General features: G+C 60.8%; 16 protein-coding genes, 1 tRNA gene and 1 pseudogene. 8 read left to right on the forward strand and 10 right to left on the reverse strand.

What is annotated here, in order from left to right; all coding sequences use genetic code 11:
* Window positions 1–189: 189 nt before the first annotated feature.
* The 4 genes from ACZ89F_RS03850 to ACZ89F_RS03865 are packed head-to-tail and all read left to right on the forward strand — an operon-like array spanning window position 190 to window position 5,049.
* A complete protein-coding gene (locus ACZ89F_RS03850) occupies window positions 190–1,050 on the forward strand; it encodes a carbohydrate ABC transporter permease (protein WP_476090473.1) in 861 nt (286 codons plus the stop codon).
* Entirely contained in the window at window positions 1,047–1,883 is an 837-nt protein-coding gene (locus tag ACZ89F_RS03855) for a carbohydrate ABC transporter permease (RefSeq protein WP_476090474.1), read from the forward strand. The genes ACZ89F_RS03850 and ACZ89F_RS03855 overlap by 4 nt, the downstream gene beginning before the upstream one ends.
* Before the next feature lie 8 nt (window positions 1,884–1,891).
* Window positions 1,892–2,986 (forward strand): ABC transporter ATP-binding protein, encoded by a 1,095-nt coding sequence (locus ACZ89F_RS03860; RefSeq protein ID WP_476090475.1) that lies wholly within the window; start codon window positions 1,892–1,894, stop codon window positions 2,984–2,986.
* 35 nt (window positions 2,987–3,021) lie between these two features.
* The gene (locus ACZ89F_RS03865) at window positions 3,022–5,049 is read left to right on the forward strand and encodes an aldo/keto reductase (protein WP_476090476.1); all 2,028 of its coding nucleotides are present in this window, start codon (window positions 3,022–3,024) and stop codon (window positions 5,047–5,049) included.
* A 27-nt stretch (window positions 5,050–5,076) separates the two neighbouring features.
* Here the strand turns inward: ACZ89F_RS03865 and ACZ89F_RS03870 are convergent.
* From ACZ89F_RS03870 to ACZ89F_RS03915, 10 genes and pseudogenes are all read right to left on the reverse strand, one after another.
* A pseudogene (locus ACZ89F_RS03870) lies at window positions 5,077–5,259 on the reverse strand (AraC family transcriptional regulator); the annotation flags it as partial.
* Between the two features lie 86 nt (window positions 5,260–5,345).
* Entirely contained in the window at window positions 5,346–5,543 is a 198-nt protein-coding gene (gene yacG, locus ACZ89F_RS03875) for a DNA gyrase inhibitor YacG (RefSeq protein ID WP_476090477.1), read from the reverse strand.
* Window positions 5,540–6,169 carry a Maf-like protein gene (locus ACZ89F_RS03880; RefSeq protein ID WP_023809261.1) on the reverse strand — a complete coding sequence of 210 codons (630 nt, stop codon included), beginning with the start codon at window positions 6,167–6,169 and terminating at the stop codon, window positions 5,540–5,542. The genes yacG and ACZ89F_RS03880 overlap by 4 nt, the downstream gene beginning before the upstream one ends.
* A 21-nt stretch (window positions 6,170–6,190) precedes the next feature.
* Complete coding sequence (infA, locus tag ACZ89F_RS03885; protein ID WP_006200926.1) at window positions 6,191–6,409, reverse strand: translation initiation factor IF-1; 219 nt, start codon at window positions 6,407–6,409, stop codon at window positions 6,191–6,193.
* Between the two features lie 199 nt (window positions 6,410–6,608).
* Entirely contained in the window at window positions 6,609–7,079 is a 471-nt protein-coding gene (locus tag ACZ89F_RS03890; protein ID WP_476097204.1) for an arsenate-mycothiol transferase ArsC, read from the reverse strand.
* Window positions 7,067–7,552 (reverse strand): UPF0262 family protein, encoded by a 486-nt coding sequence (locus tag ACZ89F_RS03895; RefSeq protein WP_056583391.1) that lies wholly within the window; start codon window positions 7,550–7,552, stop codon window positions 7,067–7,069. The genes ACZ89F_RS03890 and ACZ89F_RS03895 overlap by 13 nt, the downstream gene beginning before the upstream one ends.
* Window positions 7,553–7,558: 6 nt before the next feature.
* Window positions 7,559–8,851 carry a histidinol dehydrogenase gene (gene hisD / locus ACZ89F_RS03900; RefSeq protein ID WP_476090478.1) on the reverse strand — a complete coding sequence of 431 codons (1,293 nt, stop codon included), beginning with the start codon at window positions 8,849–8,851 and terminating at the stop codon, window positions 7,559–7,561.
* Between the two features lie 7 nt (window positions 8,852–8,858).
* A complete protein-coding gene (locus ACZ89F_RS03905) occupies window positions 8,859–9,293 on the reverse strand; it encodes a DUF2948 family protein (protein WP_476090479.1) in 435 nt (144 codons plus the stop codon).
* A 91-nt stretch (window positions 9,294–9,384) separates the two neighbouring features.
* Window positions 9,385–10,677: a UDP-N-acetylglucosamine 1-carboxyvinyltransferase gene (gene murA, locus ACZ89F_RS03910; RefSeq protein WP_476090480.1), complete on the reverse strand. Its 1,293-nt coding sequence runs from the start codon at window positions 10,675–10,677 to the stop codon at window positions 9,385–9,387.
* Window positions 10,678–10,805: 128 nt separating this feature from the next.
* The gene (locus tag ACZ89F_RS03915; protein ID WP_476090481.1) at window positions 10,806–11,000 is read right to left on the reverse strand and encodes a hypothetical protein; all 195 of its coding nucleotides are present in this window, start codon (window positions 10,998–11,000) and stop codon (window positions 10,806–10,808) included.
* 161 nt (window positions 11,001–11,161) lie between these two features.
* Between ACZ89F_RS03915 and ACZ89F_RS03920 the strand changes: the two genes are divergently transcribed.
* The 4 genes from ACZ89F_RS03920 to ACZ89F_RS03935 all read left to right on the forward strand — a co-directional run bounded on the left by ACZ89F_RS03920 (window position 11,162) and on the right by ACZ89F_RS03935 (window position 17,291).
* Window positions 11,162–11,236: transfer RNA gene (locus ACZ89F_RS03920), tRNA-Thr, on the forward strand.
* A 92-nt stretch (window positions 11,237–11,328) separates the two neighbouring features.
* A complete protein-coding gene (locus ACZ89F_RS03925; protein WP_476090482.1) occupies window positions 11,329–12,897 on the forward strand; it encodes a hypothetical protein in 1,569 nt (522 codons plus the stop codon).
* A gap of 318 nt (window positions 12,898–13,215) precedes the next feature.
* Window positions 13,216–15,945, forward strand: a complete 2,730-nt coding sequence (locus tag ACZ89F_RS03930) for an SNF2-related protein (RefSeq protein ID WP_476090483.1) — start codon at window positions 13,216–13,218, stop codon at window positions 15,943–15,945.
* 5 nt (window positions 15,946–15,950) lie between these two features.
* Complete coding sequence (locus tag ACZ89F_RS03935) at window positions 15,951–17,291, forward strand: hypothetical protein (protein WP_476090484.1); 1,341 nt, start codon at window positions 15,951–15,953, stop codon at window positions 17,289–17,291.
* Window positions 17,292–17,296: the final 5 nt, after the last annotated feature.

Here is a 17,296-nt window from a genome sequence, read left to right on the forward strand (position 1 = left end):
TGCCGCAGCGCCGGTGCCCTTTCCTGCAACGCCGGTGATTGACGAAACCATTGATGACAGCGCCCCTCTCCCCGTCACTATACGGGGAGAGGATGCCGGCAGGCAGGTGAGGGGCGGCGCAGACCTCGAAGATTGAATATCAACACGCCACCCGAACGGGCGGAAAGCAAAAGGGAAGGAGGCAAAAAAATGCGCAACCGTAACGCCACGGCCTATCGCTTCCTCACGCCCTATCTGCTGATCTTCGCAATCTTCTGGGTGTGGCCGATCATCAACTCCTTCATGATCTCCTTCCAGGCGACGCGCACCGTGCCGTGGCGGTTCGCGCCCGGCTTCAACTGGGGTCGATTGGTCGGCGATCCGGCCTTCTTCAACGCGCTGAAGAACACGCTGCTCATCCTGGTCATCCAGGTGCCGGTGATGATCTCGCTGGCGCTCGTCATGGCGGTGCTTTTAAACTCACCGCTCTTGAAGGCGCGCGGCCTTTACCGCTTTGCCTTCTTCGCCCCGGTGGTGGTCGGCGAGGTCGCCTATTCGGCGGTGTTCCGGCTGATGTTCAACCTCGATTTCGGCATCATCAACAAGCTCCTGAACAGCGTCGGCCTGCCCAAGATCGACTGGTTTTCCAACGTCACGCCAGCGATGGCGCTGATCATGATCGCGGTGACCTGGCGCTGGGCCGGCTACAACGCCATCATCCTGCTCGCCGGCATGCAGTCCATTCCCGAAGATGTCTACGAGGCGGCGACGCTCGACCGCGTCAGCAAGCTCAAGCAGTTCTTCTACATCACCCTGCCGCTCTTGAAGCCGGTCATCGTGTTCTGCCTCGTGCTGTCGATCATCGGCACCATGCAGCTGTTCACCGAGCCGTTCCTGATCACCGAGCGCGGCGGACCGGGCGGCGGCACGGAGACGCTTGGCCTGCTGCTTTACCGCCAGGGTTTTCGGTCGCTCAATTTCGGCTACGCCTCGGCCGTTGCCTACACCATGGCCGGGCTGGCGATCGCCATCACGCTGGCGCAGCTGTGGCTGACGAGGGAACCGAAATGAGTTCGCGCTCCTCCGCCAGACTGGGACGCAGCCTCCTGCTGCATCTGGTCCTGACGCCGCTGGCACTGATCTGGCTGTTTCCGCTGTGGATGATGGTGGTGTTCTCGACCATGCCCGACAATGGCATCTTCAGCCCCGGCATCGAGCTTTTGCCGCACGGCAATTTCATCGACAATTTCAACAATCTGCAGCGTGACACCAACTTCGTCGGCGCCATCGGCATTTCGGTCTCGGTGGCGGTGACCTACACATTCCTGTCGGTGCTGCTGACGTCGATGGCCGGCTGGGCGCTGGCCCGCTACCAGTTCTTCGGCAAGGGCGCGGTTGTCGCCATCATCCTCGGCACCATCACGCTTCCCTATGCGGTCGTGCTGATCCCGCAATTCATCATGGTGGCGCGCGACTTCAAGCTCGCCAACACCTGGGTGGCGCTGATCGTGCCGCCTTTGTTCAATTCGCTCGGCGTGCTGTTCATGCGGCAGAGTTTTTCGATGATGCCCGACGACCTCTTCGATGCGGCGCGCGTCGAAGGCGTCAAGGAATGGCGCATCTTCCTTTTCGTCGCGCTGCCGCTGGCGCGGCCGATGCTGGCCGCACTTGCCATCATCCTGTTCCTCGCCTCCTGGAACAATTATCTGTGGCCGCTTTTGATCAACAGCCAGCCCGGTTCAATGACAGCACCCGTGGCGCTCGGCACGCTGATCGGCCTCACCAAGGTGTCGTGGGGCGGCATCATGGCGGGCGCGGTGATGCTGACGGTGCCGATGCTCGTCGTCTTCGTGCTGCTGCAGCGCCATTTCATCGCCGGCATCGCCGCCGGCGCGGTCAAGTAAGGGGCAGAATGGCAACGGTCACGCTCAACAATGTCGTCAAGCGCTTCGGCGTCTTCGAGGTCGTCCATGGCGCCAGCATCGACATCAAGGACGGCGAATTCGTCGTCTTCGTCGGCCCTTCCGGTTGCGGAAAATCGACACTCCTCAGGATGATCGCCGGGCTCGAGGACATCAGCGGCGGCGAGATCGCCATCGGCGGCAAGGTGGTGAACGATGTCGAGCCAGCCGACCGCGGCATCGCCATGGTCTTCCAGTCCTACGCACTCTATCCGCACATGAACGTCGAGCAGAACCTCTCTTTCGGGCTGCGCATGACCGGCAACCCGAAGGCCGACACCGACCGGCGGGTGAAGCGGGCGTCCGAGATCCTGCGCATCAGCGAATTGATGGACAGGCGCCCGAAAAAACTCTCCGGCGGCCAGCGCCAGCGCGTCGCCATCGGCCGCGCCATCGTGCGCGAACCGCAGGTGTTCCTGTTCGACGAGCCGCTCTCCAATCTCGACGCGGAGTTGCGCGTCCAGATGCGGGTCGAGATTTCTCGGCTGCACAAGGAACTCGGCGCCACCATGATCTATGTCACGCACGACCAGACCGAGGCGATGACACTCGCCGACAGGATCGTCGTGCTGCGCGCCGGCCATGTCGAGCAGATCGGCCGGCCGCTCGATCTCTACGACAATCCCGACAATCAGTTCGTGGCGGGCTTTGTCGGCTCGCCGAAGATGAACTTCATCAACGGTCGCATTGTCGGGCACGATGCGCTTGGTGTCGTGGTCGAGCTGGCGGGTCAAGAGAAGACACGTATCGTGCAACCGCTGACGGGCGCTGCACCCGAAGCAGGCGGTCCAAAAATCGGAAGCAAGGTCATCGTCGGCGTGCGGCCTGAACATTTCGGCAATGCCGGAGAGGGCGACACCGACCTTGTGGTTGCTATCGACGTGGTCGAGCACCTGGGCGGCACAAGTTTCCTCTATGCCAGAACGGCCAACGGCGACGACGTGGTGATCCAGCGCGACGCGGCAAAGGTCCCTGACACGCCCGAGATCACCGTTTCCATCCGCAAATCCTACCTGTTCGACGAAAAAGGACTGCGGCTGCGCTGACCGCCGGCCCTTTCCAGCCTTCAAGGAGAATGACAATGACCGCAACCACGCCCATTCGCTGGGGCATTCTCGGCCCGGGCAGCATCGCCCAGTCCTTTGCCGGCGGCGTGGCCGCTTCGCGCACCGGAAAGCTGGTCGCCATCGGCGCGCGAAATCCCGCCAAGCCAGGTCTCGCCGAGAGTTTCCCCGGTGCCCGCATCCTTGACGGCTACGACGCGCTGCTCGCCGATCCCGATATCGACGCCGTCTACATTTCGATACCGCATCCCGGTCATGCGCAATGGGCGATCAAGGCGGCCGAGGCCGGAAAGCATGTGCTGTGCGAAAAGCCGCTTGCACTGACCGCCTTCGAGGCCGACGCCATGATCCATGCCGCGCGCAAGGCGGCCACATTCCTCGGCGAAGCCTTCATGTACCGCCTGCACCCGCAGACGCTGAAGCTGGTGGAGCTGATCAGGTCTGGCGTCATCGGCGAGATCAGGATGATCAAGTCGAGCTTCGGCTTCGCCATGCCGCGCTTCATGCCGGAGCACCGTCTCTATGCCAACGATCTTGCCGGCGGCGGCATCCTGGATGTCGGCGGCTATCCCGTCTCGATGGCCCGGCTGATTGCCGGGGCGGCGACAGGACTTCCCTTCGCCGACCCCGACAAGGTGGCCGGCACCGCCCATCTTGGCCAGTCTGGCGTCGACGAATGGGCCTCCGCGCTGCTGCATTTCCCGGGTGGCATTGTCGCCGAAGTCTCCTGCAGCATCTCGCTCAACCAGGACAATGTCTTGCGCATCCTGGGCACCAAGGGCCGCATCGAAGTGCCGGACTTCTGGTTCGCCGGCGGCAACCGCGACGTCGGCGTCGGCCGGATCGACGTCGTCGCATCCGATGGCGCGCGCGAGACCATCAGCGTCAACGAGAAGCGCCATGTCTATTCCTTCGAGGTCGACGCAGCCGGCGAGGCGATCCGCGCCGGCCGGCAGGAATTCGCCTGGCCGGGCATGGCGTGGGCGGAAAGCCTCGGCACCTTGCGTGTGCTGGACAGATGGCGGGCGGCAGCCGGCCTCGAATACGGGATCGAGAAGGCCCAACAACGCGTCAACACCATCTCCGGCCGGACTTTGCGATCGGGCGGCACGGCGATCGCCAAGCGCACGATCCCTGGCCTGCCGAAGCCGGCGTCGGTGGTGGCGCTCGGCTTCGAGGATTTCCGCACCTTCTCCTCGGGTTCGATCCTGCTCGATGCCTTTTTCGAGGCTGGCGGCAATCTCTTCGACACTGGCTATGTCTACGGCGCCGGCTATACCGAGAAGCTGCTTGGCGAGTGGTTGAAAAACCGCGACGTGCGCGCGCAATCGGTGGTCATCGCCAAGGGTGCGCATTCGCCGCTCTGCTATCCCGATGTGATCGGCAAGCAGCTCGACCAGTCGCTCGACCGGTTGCAGACCGATCATGTCGATGTCTACTTCATGCACCGTGACAATCCGGATGTGCCGGTCGGCGAATTCGTCGATGCGATGGACCGCGAGGTGAAGGCCGGTCGCATCCGCGGCCCGTTCGGCGGCTCGAACTGGACGATGGAACGCATGGATCAGGCCATTGCCTACGCCGAGCGCACCGGCAAGCAAAGGCCCGGCGCGCTGTCCAACAATTTCTCGCTGGCCGAAATGCTGGAGCCGATCTGGGCAGGCTGCATCACGTCCTCCACGGATGCGTGGAAGGCCTGGCTGACATCCAGGCAAATGCCGAACTTCGCCTGGTCAAGCCAGGGGCGTGGCTTCTTCACCGATCGCGCCGGGCGCGACAAGCGCGACAGCGAGGAACTGGTGCGGGTGTGGTATTCGGAGCGGAATTTCGGCCGTCGCGACCGGGCGATCGAACTTGCCGCGAGACTGGGCAAGAGCCCGATCCATATTGCGCTGGCCTATGTGCTCGATCAGCCATTTCCGTCCATCCCGCTGATCGGACCACGCACGCTGGACGAGCTCGATGACAGTATGCGCGCCCTCGACATCACGCTTTCGCCGGCCGATCTCGAATGGCTGGACGGCGGCAGCCTGCACGCTGCCTAGTTAGCTGCCTGTTTAACGGCGGCGGTGTCAGGTCTCGTCATCAGACGCCCTGACGCCGCGCCTAGCCGGAGTTCTCAAATTGGCATACATGCCGGTGGTGCCGAATTGGCTCGGCGTGATGCCGTAGCAGCGGCGGAAGACCTTCGAAAAATAGTTCGCGTCCTCGAAGCCGCACAGGATGGCGACTTCCTTCACCGGCAGGAAATCAGCGCAAGAACGAGGCCGCCTGACCAATGGATGTCGCCCAAAAGTGGCCCCGGTTTTGGGACACCGACATGCATAAGACGAGGCTCTTCTTACTTCGGAGCGTCGGGGTCCGTCTCTTCCTCGTCGTCGCGGGCCGAGATGACATAGGCGCCCTTCAGCCAGCGGTTGAGGTCGATGTCCTTGCAGCGCGTCGAGCAGAACGGAAAGGTGTCGCGCGCCGAGGGCTTGCCGCATTCGGGGCAGGGGCGCTTCGGGCGCAAGGGCGTGACCTTGGAATCGGAATTCACAGCCGGGTTCCCGCCAGCCAGCCGCCATGCACCTTGAAGCCTTCGCCGCTCAGCAGCGCGACGGTCTCATACAGCGGCAGCCCGACGATGTTGGTGTAGGAACCGACCAGCTTGACGACGAAGGCGCCGGCGAGACCCTGGACGGCGTAGCCGCCGGCCTTGCCGCGCCATTCACCCGAGGCGACATAGGCGTCTATCTCCTCGCGCGGCAGCCGCTTGAAGCGCACCCGCGTCTCGACCAGCCGCTGGCGCAGCTTGCCACCCGGCGTGATCAGGCAGATGCCGGAATAGACGCGGTGCGAACGGCCCGACAGCAGCCCGAGGCAGTTGGCAGCGTCGTCGAGGGTTTCTGCCTTGGGCAGGATGCGCCGCCCGACGGCGACCACCGTGTCCGCGGCCAGCACGAAGCCCGGTGCATAGTCGGCTTCGGTCTTCAGCGACGCAAACGCCTTCTCGGCTTTTTCCTTCGACAGCCGCTTGGCCAGCGAGCGCGGATGCTCGGCACGCAGCGGCGTTTCGTCGACATCGGCCGGCAGCACACGGTCCGGCTCGATGCCGGCCTGTTGCAAGAGCTCGATCCGGCGCGGCGAACCCGAGGCAAGCACCAGCTTCTGCAAAATGCTCATCGCGGACCAGTCGGGCTTTGCTTACTTGAAACGATAGGTGATGCGCCCCTTGGTCAGGTCGTATGGCGTCATCTCGACCAGAACCTTGTCGCCGGTCAGCACGCGGATGCGGTTCTTGCGCATGCGGCCGGCCGTATGGGCGATGATCTCGTGTTCGTTTTCGAGCTTTACCCTGAACATCGCGTTGGGCAACAATTCCGTCACGACACCCGGAAACTCGAGGACTTCTTCCTTCGGCATTCGATACCTTTGCTTGGATGGCAGTTCCGGCGCTTAGAGCATGATGCCGAAAAGTGTAAAGCGGTTTTCGGACGACATCATGCTCTACTTCTTGGTTTAGAGGCGGATTCAGATTTCAGGTCGAACAGACCTGAAATCATCCGACTCTAGCCGGAATTTCGGCGGAACCTATATGATAATCGTCCGCTTGTGAACACGCTTAATCCGTCGCGTTTTTTGCTTCCGGAGGCGTGAATCGATGACCTATGCGCGCTTTCAGCCGCTCGCGCACGTCCCGGTAGGCCGCCATGATCTGTTCGCGCGTGCCGCCGGCACCGGTCGGGTCCGGCGTCGGCCAGTATTCGACCTCGACGGCGAGCGAGCGGGTAAGCTCAAGTGCGGCGTGGTGCGCTTCTGGCGCCAGCGTGACGATCAGGTCGAAATAATCGTCCTCGAGATCGTCCATCGTCCTTGGGTGACGCTCGCCCAGCGTGAGACCTTCTTCGGCAAGCACGGCATCGACGAACGGATCGCGCTCGCCGGCGCGAACGCCGGCCGAAGCGACGAAGATAGTGGCGGGCAGCATCCGCCGCGCCAGTTGCTCTGCCATTGGCGAGCGCACGGCATTCATACCGCACAGGAACAGGATCGAACGGGGCAGGGCGCCGGGTGACAGGGCTAGCCCCGCCAGTGCAGCACGCAGACCAGCGTGAACAGCCGGCGCGCCGTGTCGAAATCGATGTCGATCTTGCCGGAGAGCCGGTCCATCAACGTTTGCGAGCCCTCATTGTGCAGGCCGCGGCGGCCCATGTCGATCGCCTCGATATGGCTCGGCGTCGAGGAGCGGATGGCGTCGTAATAGCTTTCGCAGATCATGTAGTAGTCCTTGACGATGCGCCTCAGCGGCGTCAGCGACAGGATATGGGTGACGACGGCAGCACCATCCTCGCGCGCCACTGCAAACACCAGGCGCTGCTCGGCCAGCGACAGTTTCAGCCGATACGGGCCGGCGCCGCTGTCATTGACCGGTTGAAAACTGTTTTCCTCGATCAGGTCGAAGATCGCCACCGCGCGTTCATGCTCAACATCGGGGGTCGAACGGCCGATCGATTCATCGAGTTCGACATCGATCAGCCTGGCGCGGGTTTGATCGGAGTCCGACATAGCGGCCTACATGTTCAACCGTATGGCGACGGAGCGTCCGTGCGCGTCAAGGCCCTCCGCCTTGGCGAGCGCAATCGCCGCCGGCGCCAAAATGCGCAGCTGCTCCGGCCCGAGCTTCAGGATCGAGGTGCGCTTGACGAAGTCGAGCACCGACAGGCCCGACGAGAAGCGCGCCGAGCGTGCCGTCGGCAGCACATGGTTGGAGCCGCCGACATAGTCGCCGATGGCTTCCGGCGTGTGGCGACCGAGAAACACGGCACCGGCATTGCGCATCCGCGACAGGAAACCCTCGGCATCGTCGATTGCCAATTCGACATGTTCGGCGGCGATGCGGTCGACTAGCGGCAGCGAGGATTCAATGGTCGGCACCAGGATCACGGCACCAAAATCGCGCCAACTCGCTGCTGCGGTCTCGGCGCGCGGCAGGCTCTGCAACTGGCGTTCGACCGCCTGTTCGACAGCGATGCCGAAGGCCGGATCGTCGGTGACCAGGATCGACTGCGCCGATGTGTCGTGCTCGGCCTGGGCCAGCAGATCGGCGGCGATCCAGTCCGGATCATTGCTGCCATCGGCCACGACGAGCACTTCCGACGGCCCGGCGATCATGTCGATGCCGACCGTGCCGAACACCTGGCGCTTGGCTGCCGCGACATAGGCATTGCCCGGGCCGACGATCTTGGCGACCGGCCTGATCGTTTCGGTGCCGTAGGCAAGGGCTGCGATCGCCTGCGCGCCGCCGACGCGGTAGATTTCCGACACGCCTGATATATCCGCGGCCACCAGCACCAGCGGATTGATGATGCCACCCGGTGCCGGCACGACCATGACGATGCGCTCGACGCCGGCCACCCGGGCCGGGACGGCGTTCATCAGCACCGAGCTTGGATAGCTCGCCGTGCCGCCCGGCACATAGAGCCCGACCGCCTCGACCGCCGTCCAGCGCCAGCCGAGCTCGACGCCGGCGGCATCCGTATAGCGATCGTCCTTCGGCCGCTGCCGTTCGTGATGAGAGCGGATGCGGTCGCGCGCGAATTCCAGCGCCTCGACCGTCTTCGGGTCGGCGGCCTTGTAAGCCTGGGCGATGTCGTCCTTCGAGACGGCGATGCCTAGCCCAGCCAGATCGGCGCGATCGAATTTCTGTGAATAGTCGATCAGCGCCGCATCGCCCTCGGCGCGCACGCGCGCGATGATGTCGCGCACCGCTGCATCGACATCATCAGACACTTCCCGCTTGGTCGTGAGGAAGGCGGCGAAACGCTGCTCGAAATCGGCGTCGGACTGACGAAGCGTGATGGCCATCGGACGTTCAGGCCTTGTGGATGGGGCGCGAGGTGGCTTCCCACGCCCCGCCAATATCGGCAAGGCGCGCCTCGATGCATTCGACGTCGAGCATGATCGCGCCGCCGCCCGCAAAGATCAGCTCGACGATGCCGGCCGGCTTGCTGATCTCGATGAAGCTGATCGCCAGCAGGGACAGGATTTCGGCAGGCTTGTCGCGGTCAATGCCACTGGTCTTGGCGCCGAGCACGCGGTCGAAATGCAGCACCGCCTGCCGCCGCTCATTGTGCTGACGAAACAGGCCGGATTTGGCCTCCCAGACGAAACGGTTCATGGTCAGCAAGAAACGCTTGGCCGCGGGCAGGAATTCGAGGTCACTGACCTTCATCACGGCATCCTGGACATGGGCCGAAACGATGCTCAGATCCTGGTCGTCGAGCGCGATAAGCTTAAGGGCGGTCATGCGGATTTCGCACCTGAAGGTTGATAACTGAACCTTCTGTTAGGCGGTCTTTCCCGTCGGCGCAACCGCACCGCAAGGCCTTGCAACTGGCCTATGCGGAAATCCGCTCGATCACCGCGCCGCAGTTGGACAGCTTTTCTTCCAGCCGCTCGAAGCCGCGGTCGAGATGGTAGACCCGGTTGACCGTTGTCTCGCCTTCGGCCGCCAAGCCGGCGATGACCAGCGAGACAGAGGCGCGAAGATCGGTCGCCATGACCGGGGCGCCCTTCAGCTTCGGCACGCCCTCGACGATCGCCGTCTGGCCCGAAAGCGTGATGTGGGCGCCAAGCCGCGCCAGCTCCTGCACATGCATGAAGCGGTTTTCGAAAATCGTCTCGGTGATGCGTGACTTGCCCTTGGCCATCGTCATCAGGCCCATGAACTGCGCCTGCAAATCGGTCGGGAAGGCCGGGAAGGGCGCTGTCGTCACGTCGACTGGCGAAATGCCGGCGCCGTTGCGCCTCACGCGGATGCCGGAATTTGTCGGCGTGATTTCGGCGCCGGTCTGGGCGATCACGTCGAGCGCGGTCTGCAACAGTTCCGGCCGCGCGCCTTCCAGTACGACGTCGCCGCCGGTCATGGCGACGGCCATGGCATAGGTGCCGGTCTCGATGCGATCGGGGATGACACGCACGCGCGCACCCGACAGCGATTCGACGCCGTCGATGGTGATGGTTGGCGTTCCGGCGCCATGAATCTTCGCGCCCATGGCGTTGAGGCATTCGGCGAGGTTGACGATTTCGGGTTCGCAGGCGGCGTTTTCCAGCACCGTTTCGCCCCTGGCGAGTGCCGCGGCCATCATCAGCACATGGGTGGCGCCGACCGAGACCTTCGGGAACACGTAGCGGTTGCCGACAAGGCGGCCATTCCTGGTCTTGGCGATGACATAGCCGGTGTCGACGTCGATATCGGCGCCCAGCGCCTGCAGGCCTTCGAGGAACAGATCGACCGGGCGCGTGCCGATGGCACAACCGCCCGGCAGCGACACCTTGGCCTCGCCCATGCGGGCCAGCAGCGGGCCGATCACCCAGAACGACGCGCGCATTTTCGACACCAGCTCGTAAGGCGCTGTCGTGTCGACGATGTTGCGGGCGGAGAAGTTGATGGTGCGCGAATAGCCCTCGTTCTGCTTCTCGCGGCGGCCATTGACCGAATAGTCGACGCCGTGATTGCCGAGGATGCGGATCAGCTGCTCGACATCGGCCAGATGCGGCACGTTTTCCAGCGTCAGCGTGTCGTCGGTCAAAAGCGAGGCGATCATCAGGGGCAGGGCCGCGTTTTTCGCGCCCGAGATCGGAATGCTTCCGGAGAGCTTGTTGCCCCCGACAATTCTGATGCGATCCATGGAAGAACGTCCCTCTCGGCCAAAAAGGCCGGTTCAATCGTTTGAGTAGCGGCCCGTCTAGACCATTGGCCGGCTTGGTTCAAGAAATAGGATTTCGCCCAGCCCGGGCCAAGAGTGGCCGATTTGAGTTAATCTTTTTGTATTTCCTTTGATGCGGCGAGGCCGTCCGGCCGCTGGTCGGCTTCGCCGGTGCGCCGCGAGCGCGACTGCGCCTTGCGTTTCTGCAGATTGGCGCGCAATTGCTCGGCCAGCCGATCCTTGCGGTTGGTACCGCCCTTTTTCGCTGGACCATCCTTTTTCAGTGGAATTGCCTTGTCGTTCATCGTCCCGCCTCGGCCGGCGACCAGCCAGCCCGCCGTTCAGGGATAGCCAACATTGTGGCGCCGCCATGTCATTAAAAGCTATCCGGCAAAGCCTTTCACAGAAGCGTTGCACTTGGCCTTGCGCTTGCCGGTTCGATATGGCAGAAGCCCCGCCATCAGCGGCTGCGGTAGCTCAGTGGTAGAGCACTCCCTTGGTAAGGGAGAGGTCGAGAGTTCAATCCTCTCTCGCAGCACCAGTCTATCCCTTTGAAATCATTGAAGTCATTGACACGCAACGCTTTCTGTCCATTCTGACGTTACAAATGCCGTAACAAATCGGGTGGAAGTGATGGCAGGCCGTGTTCGAAATCTCCTAAATCGGGACGGCCGCTATTTTGCACGGCTTGTAGTCCCGAAAGAGCTTCGGCCGTATATCGGGAAAGCCGAATTGCGAACAGGGCTTGGTCCCGACTACCGGACAGCCCTGAAGATGCTGCCTGGTGCCGTCGCCGCCCTTCAGCATGAGATTGCACTCGGCGAGCGCCGCGCCGTCGCGGCTGGCGAACAGTCCATCACTGTCGGCCGCTATCCACTTCTTCCACCGCAAATAGCCGACCGAGACTATCGGATGCGGCTTGCCGACGATGAACTAATCCGTGCACATTATCATCAATACGCGGGCTATGAGGTCGACTACGAGGGAGCTCGGCGCTTTCGCGATGGCTATTCGGGAAAGCTGTCCGATGATGAGCTTGAACGGCTCGTCGGCGAGCGCCTCGAGGAGTTCAAGTCACTCGGCAATCACACAGCCACGAAAGGTAGTGTCGAATGGCGCCAGATCGCTCAGGCGCTTTGCGTCTCCGCCTATGAAGCCATGTCCCGGCAACACGAACGAAACGACGGTGACTTCAATGGCGAGCCCGCTCACCCCTTGCTAACGGCTGCTGAGCCGGCCGTAGATGACCGCCAGCCAGTTTCCCTCAAAGGTCTACTCAATGACTACTTGGATGAGCGGGCCGCCGACGGGAAGGGCCGGGAGGCTCGCAGGCGCTGGACGCCGGTTTTCGCTAACCTCTCCAAATTCATCCTTCACAACGACGCCCGCAAGCTCACCAAGCAGAACCTTCTCGATTGGAAGGATGTGAGCCTGAAAACGCTGGCCAGCAAGACCGTTGCCGACGTGTATTTGGCCTCGGTGCGGACGGTTCTGAAATGGGCAGTGAACAACGATCGACTCGAAACCAACGTCGCGGAAAACGTTCGGATCAAAGTTTCGAAGAAGCAGCATTCGCGCGAACAAGGCTTCACCCTGGACGAGGCGGTTGAGATCTTGAGAGTGGCTCGGGATCATCAACCGAAGCACTCTGACAATCCGCGAACGCGGGAAGCTCCACAGACGACCGCCGCCAAGCGTTGGTCACCAATCCTTTGCGCTCATACAGGGTCGCGGATTACAGAGATCACCCAGCTTCGGAAGCAGGACTTCCGCTATGAAAAAGGCGTGCCGGTGATTCGGATTGCGCCTGACGCTGGCTCCGTAAAGGCGGGCAATTATCGCGATGTTCCCTTGCATCAGCAACTGATCGATCTGGGCTTTGTGGATTTCGTCAATGACGCTGCCGATGGCCCGCTGTTCTATCCATCTTCCAAAAAGAAGGAGGGGACGCTTCCGGCGCGAACCGTGGCAGGTCGGATAAGTGAGTGGTTGCAGGCTGAGGAGGTCATCCCGGAAGGCGTGAAACCTAGCCATGGTTGGCGCCATCGGTTTAAGACGGTCGGTCGCGAGATCGGCGTTGCTGACAGGACGCTTGACGCTATCCAGGGCCATGCGGGACGAACCGCTGGCGACGACTATGGGGACGTGACAATCGCGGCGAAGGCGGCTGCGATTGGACAGTTGCCGCGGTATGAGTTCTGATCTGTGACAGACCGCGACTACACTGTCCTCTCGAACGAATAAAATAGATACCAAACAAGCCAAATAGCTAGGTGTCTCTGCGAGCAAATGGGAGTGCTAGAATTGTGTATTACCAGGTTGCGATATTTTGATCGGCTTAGTAGAAATCGCTAGGGCATCCTCGATCCGACTTGGCGGTCTGGTTTCGAGTGAAATCAATTTGGGGGAATTTTGGGTTCTTACGCGCAAGTTCAGGGCCACTATCACAGCCATCGCATAACTTTAGATGGGTTTGAGCAGGACGCATTCACACGGTCTCTGACAGCGGCGCGGGTTGAAATGAATCCGCACCAGGTCGAAGCCTCCTTGTTCGCTTTGAAGTCACCGCTCTCGAAAGGCGTTCTTCTTGCTGACGAGGTGGGCCTCGGCAAGACGATCGAAGCTGGTCTCGTTATGGGCCAGAAATGGGCTGAGCAGAAACGCCGCATTCTTTTGATTGTCCCCGCGTCCCTACGCAAGCAGTGGGAGCAGGAGCTTCGGGAGAAGTTTTCGCTGCCGGCAACCATTTTGGAGTCAGCTACCTACAAGGTCTTGAAAAAGGAGGGGCGCGCCAAACCGTTCCGCGATGCTCCAGGAATCATCATCTCCAGCTACGAATTCGCGGCGCGATGCGCAGATGAACTCGCCTTGACCAAGTGGGACTTGGTGGTGTTCGACGAAGCACATCGGCTGCGCAACGTTTACAAACCAGGTGCTCTCCGATCGAAGCTGTTGAAAGACGCCTTGAAGGATCCGTTCAAGGTGCTGCTTACGGCCACCCCGCTACAGAACTCCCTTATGGAACTTTTCGGCATTGTGTCGATGATTGACGACAATCATTTCGGCGGTGAGGAAGCTTTCAAGACTCTCTACACAGGGGCTCGTGCCTCGCCGGCGTCCCTTGAGGCGCTGCGCGAGCGCCTCATACCGGTCTGCTACCGCACGCTGCGCCGGCAGGTTCAAGAGGCCGGACACATCAATTTCACCAAGCGAAACGCCGTCGTGTTCGATTTCGAACCGCCAAGCCTTGAGGTGCAGCTATACGAAAAGGTTTCGGCCTTCCTACAGCGCAAGGATACGATTTCCTACGGTGACCGAGCCAATCAGCTCGTGGTGCTTCAAGTCCGCAAAATCCTCGGATCGTCGACCTTCGCCGTCACTGGCTACCTTCGGTCACTCATCGAGCGACTAGAGAGACGCCAACGCGTCGATGAAACTGTCACTGACGATATTGAGACCATCGCAGAGATCGGTGAGGAACTTGATGACGGTGACGATGGCGAACAACAAGCCATAGACGCAGCATTGTTGGCTGTCGAATTGGACGAGTTGAGGTCATTCTTGGCTCTGGCCGAATCCATTGGGCAGAACGCCAAAGGCGAAAAACTCCTCACGCAGCTTCCCGGCATCCTTGATGCGATCTCCAGCAAGGGAGGCCAGCGCAAAGCTGTGATTTTCACAGAGAGCGTTCGCACTCAGAAATACCTGAGCGAGCTGTTGGCCGCCAATGGTTACGACGGCCAGATCGCGCTTCTGAACGGGTCGAACAGCGATCCCGTCAGCAAGTCTCTCTACCAGGCTTGGCGGGAAGAACACGCCGGCACGGACAGGGTATCCGGCTCGCGGACCGCGGACATGAAAGCGGCGATTGTCGACGCCTTCCGCAGCAAGGACAAGACGATCCTCATCGCAACAGAAAGCGGCGCCGAGGGCATCAACCTCCAATTCTGCTCGCTCGTGATCAACTTCGATCTTCCATGGAATCCGCAGCGCGTCGAACAGCGCATTGGTCGCTGCCATCGCTATGGGCAAAAAATCGACGTCACAGTGGTCAATATGCTGAATCGAAAGAATCAGGCCGAGCAGCGGATCTACGAACTGCTCGATCAGAAATTCAAGCTATTCAGTGGCGTATTCGGATCAAGCGACGAGGTTCTCGGCACCATCGAACGCGGTGTCGACTTCGAGCAGCGTGTCCTGGGTATCGTCCAGTCTAGCCGGACCGAGGCTGAAATTGTTCAGCAGTTCGACGCCCTGACAGCCACGCTGCAGGATCGCATCGATTCGGACATGCAGTCCGCCCGCGCGAAGGTTTTGGAGCATCTCGATCAAGATGTCGTCGCTCGGCTCAAGGGTCGTAAAGGCGAACTCGATAACGCAGTGAATGATTTCACACGGCGCCTCATCATTGTGGCCCAAGCCGAATTGCCAGGTGCCAGGTTCCACCACGACGCAATCTTCAGGTTCGACTACGAAGGCAAGACCTGGACGACCAAATGGCCCGACGCCGATGACCACGACTGGCAGTTCTTTCGGCTCTCAGACGGGAATCTCGCGACGGAGATTGTCGAAAAGGCAAAGGCGCGAGGTGAGCCGTCGAGCCCGACATCGGTGCTTTTCAACCTTGCGGACTACGCGTTTCCGGGACAGCTCGCCGACGTCAAGAATCTGGCAGGCAAGTCAGGTCTGCTCCGCGTCTCCAAGGCTCAGGTTCGAACGCGCGACTCGGCACGAGAGGAGCTCCTGCTCTCATGTGTGACGGATGACGGAGTATCGATCCCTCCAGAAACAGCCGACCGCATGCTCATGGTTCCGTCAAGGGCTCAAGAACTGCGAGACCCCATTGATGCTTCGGGCCTACAGGGCATCGAAGACGAACAGTTTTCCGCTTTCTCGGATCGAGTGAAGAAACAGAACTTCCGCTGGCTTGAGGAAGAGGAAACTCGGCTGGACAACTACGCCAAGGACATCGAGATCGAGCTAGATGCGCAGATCGGCGTGCTCGACGCCGAGATCAAAGTGCTGCGCAAGGAGCGGCGTTCGCCTGATGCGTCAATGGAGCAGAAACTCGATCTCGGACGCAAAATAAAGAAGCTGGAAGGCCAGATGGATGACCTCAAGCTCTCCAAACACGAGCGACGCCGCGAGGTGCGAAAACAAGTGTCCGACATGCTCGACGAGGTGGCCGAGAGCTTGAACCAGCAACCGCAGAAGAACCTGCTTTTCACTATTCGCTGGTCGGTCGAGTAGCTAACATGAAAAGGGCGCCGAGCTCGAGTTACGGTGAGTTCGCCAGCCTGCCGATTGCTTGCGATTTGTATCTTGATTCTTTTTCAGGCCCGGCCTGGGAGGTCCGGTCGCTTCGGTATCGTTCGGGCTGGCTAATGGTGTCGCGGGCTACGATGGAAACGTCATTCAGCTCTTGGACTGCTCCTTTAATCGCCTGTATCGACGACGATGGTGAGTCAATCTCACCATGGCTAACCGCGAAGTTCTTTGAATTAGGGTGCTCACTTCCAAGAGATCCCGAAGACTCCCCACCAGTTGAACTCGAATGGGCGTCTGAAGCGCTCTATTGGGATTTCTTAGGTGCATGCGATCTTGAGCATTTGTCCATGTTTGAACAGTGCGAAGTTGATCTCGATCGCGCTGTTAGAAGGCTGGAAGACCGTGGCCGCAACAGTCTTGAAGAGGTTGACGATTACATCGCCAACCTTCGGCGTTGGCTGCGGGTCGAGCCTCGTGATGGAGAGCAAAAGGCGCGGGTGAGTGCTCAGATCGATCTACTCGAACGAAAGCAGACGGATGCTCAGCGATGGATGCTAGCTAGGGTGATGAAAATCCGAGAGGCTCGGGACAGTTTTGAGGCAGAGGTTATGGACGCTCTCTGTTGCCACGGCGAAATCGAGCATCTCTATACGATGCACTGGAACGTCCGTCATGGCCGAGATGTCCGGGATCCGGCGCCGCGGTCGACGCTGTCTTTTCTTTCACCGACCGACCACATTCGCCAGGTTCATATTGACCGTGATGTCCGTGCCCATAGGCGGGTGCGTTGGCGATCACAGGATGCCAGTGACACGATTGGAAGCGAACATTTGGATCGCATTCCGTTCGAAGAACGACGGGACGAGAAATTGGCCGCGATCGTCAGAAGTGCCAAAGTTATCCCGGTAAAAGCCATGCCGGGTCAGCGTGTCGACGATGTTGCCGCCAAACCAGCACGCGACAGCAATTCTACGGGTCATTCACTGCTGATCAGCATGCATCCAGAAAACCGCAATCCGGAGGAATTCCTCGAAGAAATGGAACGGAAACGGGCAATCGCGTTGAGACATCGCGAACGAAGCCGCCGCCAAGCAGAATTGAGAAGGACTCGGCTTGCCGACGAGCTGAAAATGGCAATGGAGGTCAAGGCAGCTACAGTCCAATCACCAGTCCAAATCGCGCTAGACGGGCAAGTCACATCGTGCTCGGGAAACCAGCAGTCGGTAAGTCGCTCTTCTCCGGATGAACGAGAGGATTTGCTTGCGCGTTGGCGCGCAGAGGACGAGGAAGAGCCACAGCTCCGGCACCACAAACCTCAAACAGACTGAGTGCA

The sequence above is a fragment of the Mesorhizobium sp. USDA 3734 genome, from assembly GCF_056279665.1.

Excerpts from the sequence above, each read along its gene's own strand:
- ACZ89F_RS03850 (WP_476090473.1), top strand. The coding sequence starts at position 190 with ATGCGCAACCGTAACGCCACGGCCTATCGCTTCCTCACGCCCTATCTG.
- ACZ89F_RS03855 (WP_476090474.1), top strand. The coding sequence starts at position 1,047 with ATGAGTTCGCGCTCCTCCGCCAGACTGGGACGCAGCCTCCTGCTGCAT.
- ACZ89F_RS03860 (WP_476090475.1), top strand. The coding sequence starts at position 1,892 with ATGGCAACGGTCACGCTCAACAATGTCGTCAAGCGCTTCGGCGTCTTC.
- ACZ89F_RS03865 (WP_476090476.1), top strand. The coding sequence starts at position 3,022 with ATGACCGCAACCACGCCCATTCGCTGGGGCATTCTCGGCCCGGGCAGC.
- ACZ89F_RS03880 (WP_023809261.1), bottom strand. The coding sequence starts at position 6,169 with ATGAGCATTTTGCAGAAGCTGGTGCTTGCCTCGGGTTCGCCGCGCCGG.
- infA (WP_006200926.1), bottom strand. The coding sequence starts at position 6,409 with ATGCCGAAGGAAGAAGTCCTCGAGTTTCCGGGTGTCGTGACGGAATTG.
- ACZ89F_RS03895 (WP_056583391.1), bottom strand. The coding sequence starts at position 7,552 with ATGTCGGACTCCGATCAAACCCGCGCCAGGCTGATCGATGTCGAACTC.
- hisD (WP_476090478.1), bottom strand. The coding sequence starts at position 8,851 with ATGGCCATCACGCTTCGTCAGTCCGACGCCGATTTCGAGCAGCGTTTC.
- ACZ89F_RS03905 (WP_476090479.1), bottom strand. The coding sequence starts at position 9,293 with ATGACCGCCCTTAAGCTTATCGCGCTCGACGACCAGGATCTGAGCATC.
- murA (WP_476090480.1), bottom strand. The coding sequence starts at position 10,677 with ATGGATCGCATCAGAATTGTCGGGGGCAACAAGCTCTCCGGAAGCATT.
- ACZ89F_RS03915 (WP_476090481.1), bottom strand. The coding sequence starts at position 11,000 with ATGAACGACAAGGCAATTCCACTGAAAAAGGATGGTCCAGCGAAAAAG.
- ACZ89F_RS03925 (WP_476090482.1), top strand. The coding sequence starts at position 11,329 with ATGGCAGGCCGTGTTCGAAATCTCCTAAATCGGGACGGCCGCTATTTT.
- ACZ89F_RS03930 (WP_476090483.1), top strand. The coding sequence starts at position 13,216 with ATGAATCCGCACCAGGTCGAAGCCTCCTTGTTCGCTTTGAAGTCACCG.
- ACZ89F_RS03935 (WP_476090484.1), top strand. The coding sequence starts at position 15,951 with ATGAAAAGGGCGCCGAGCTCGAGTTACGGTGAGTTCGCCAGCCTGCCG.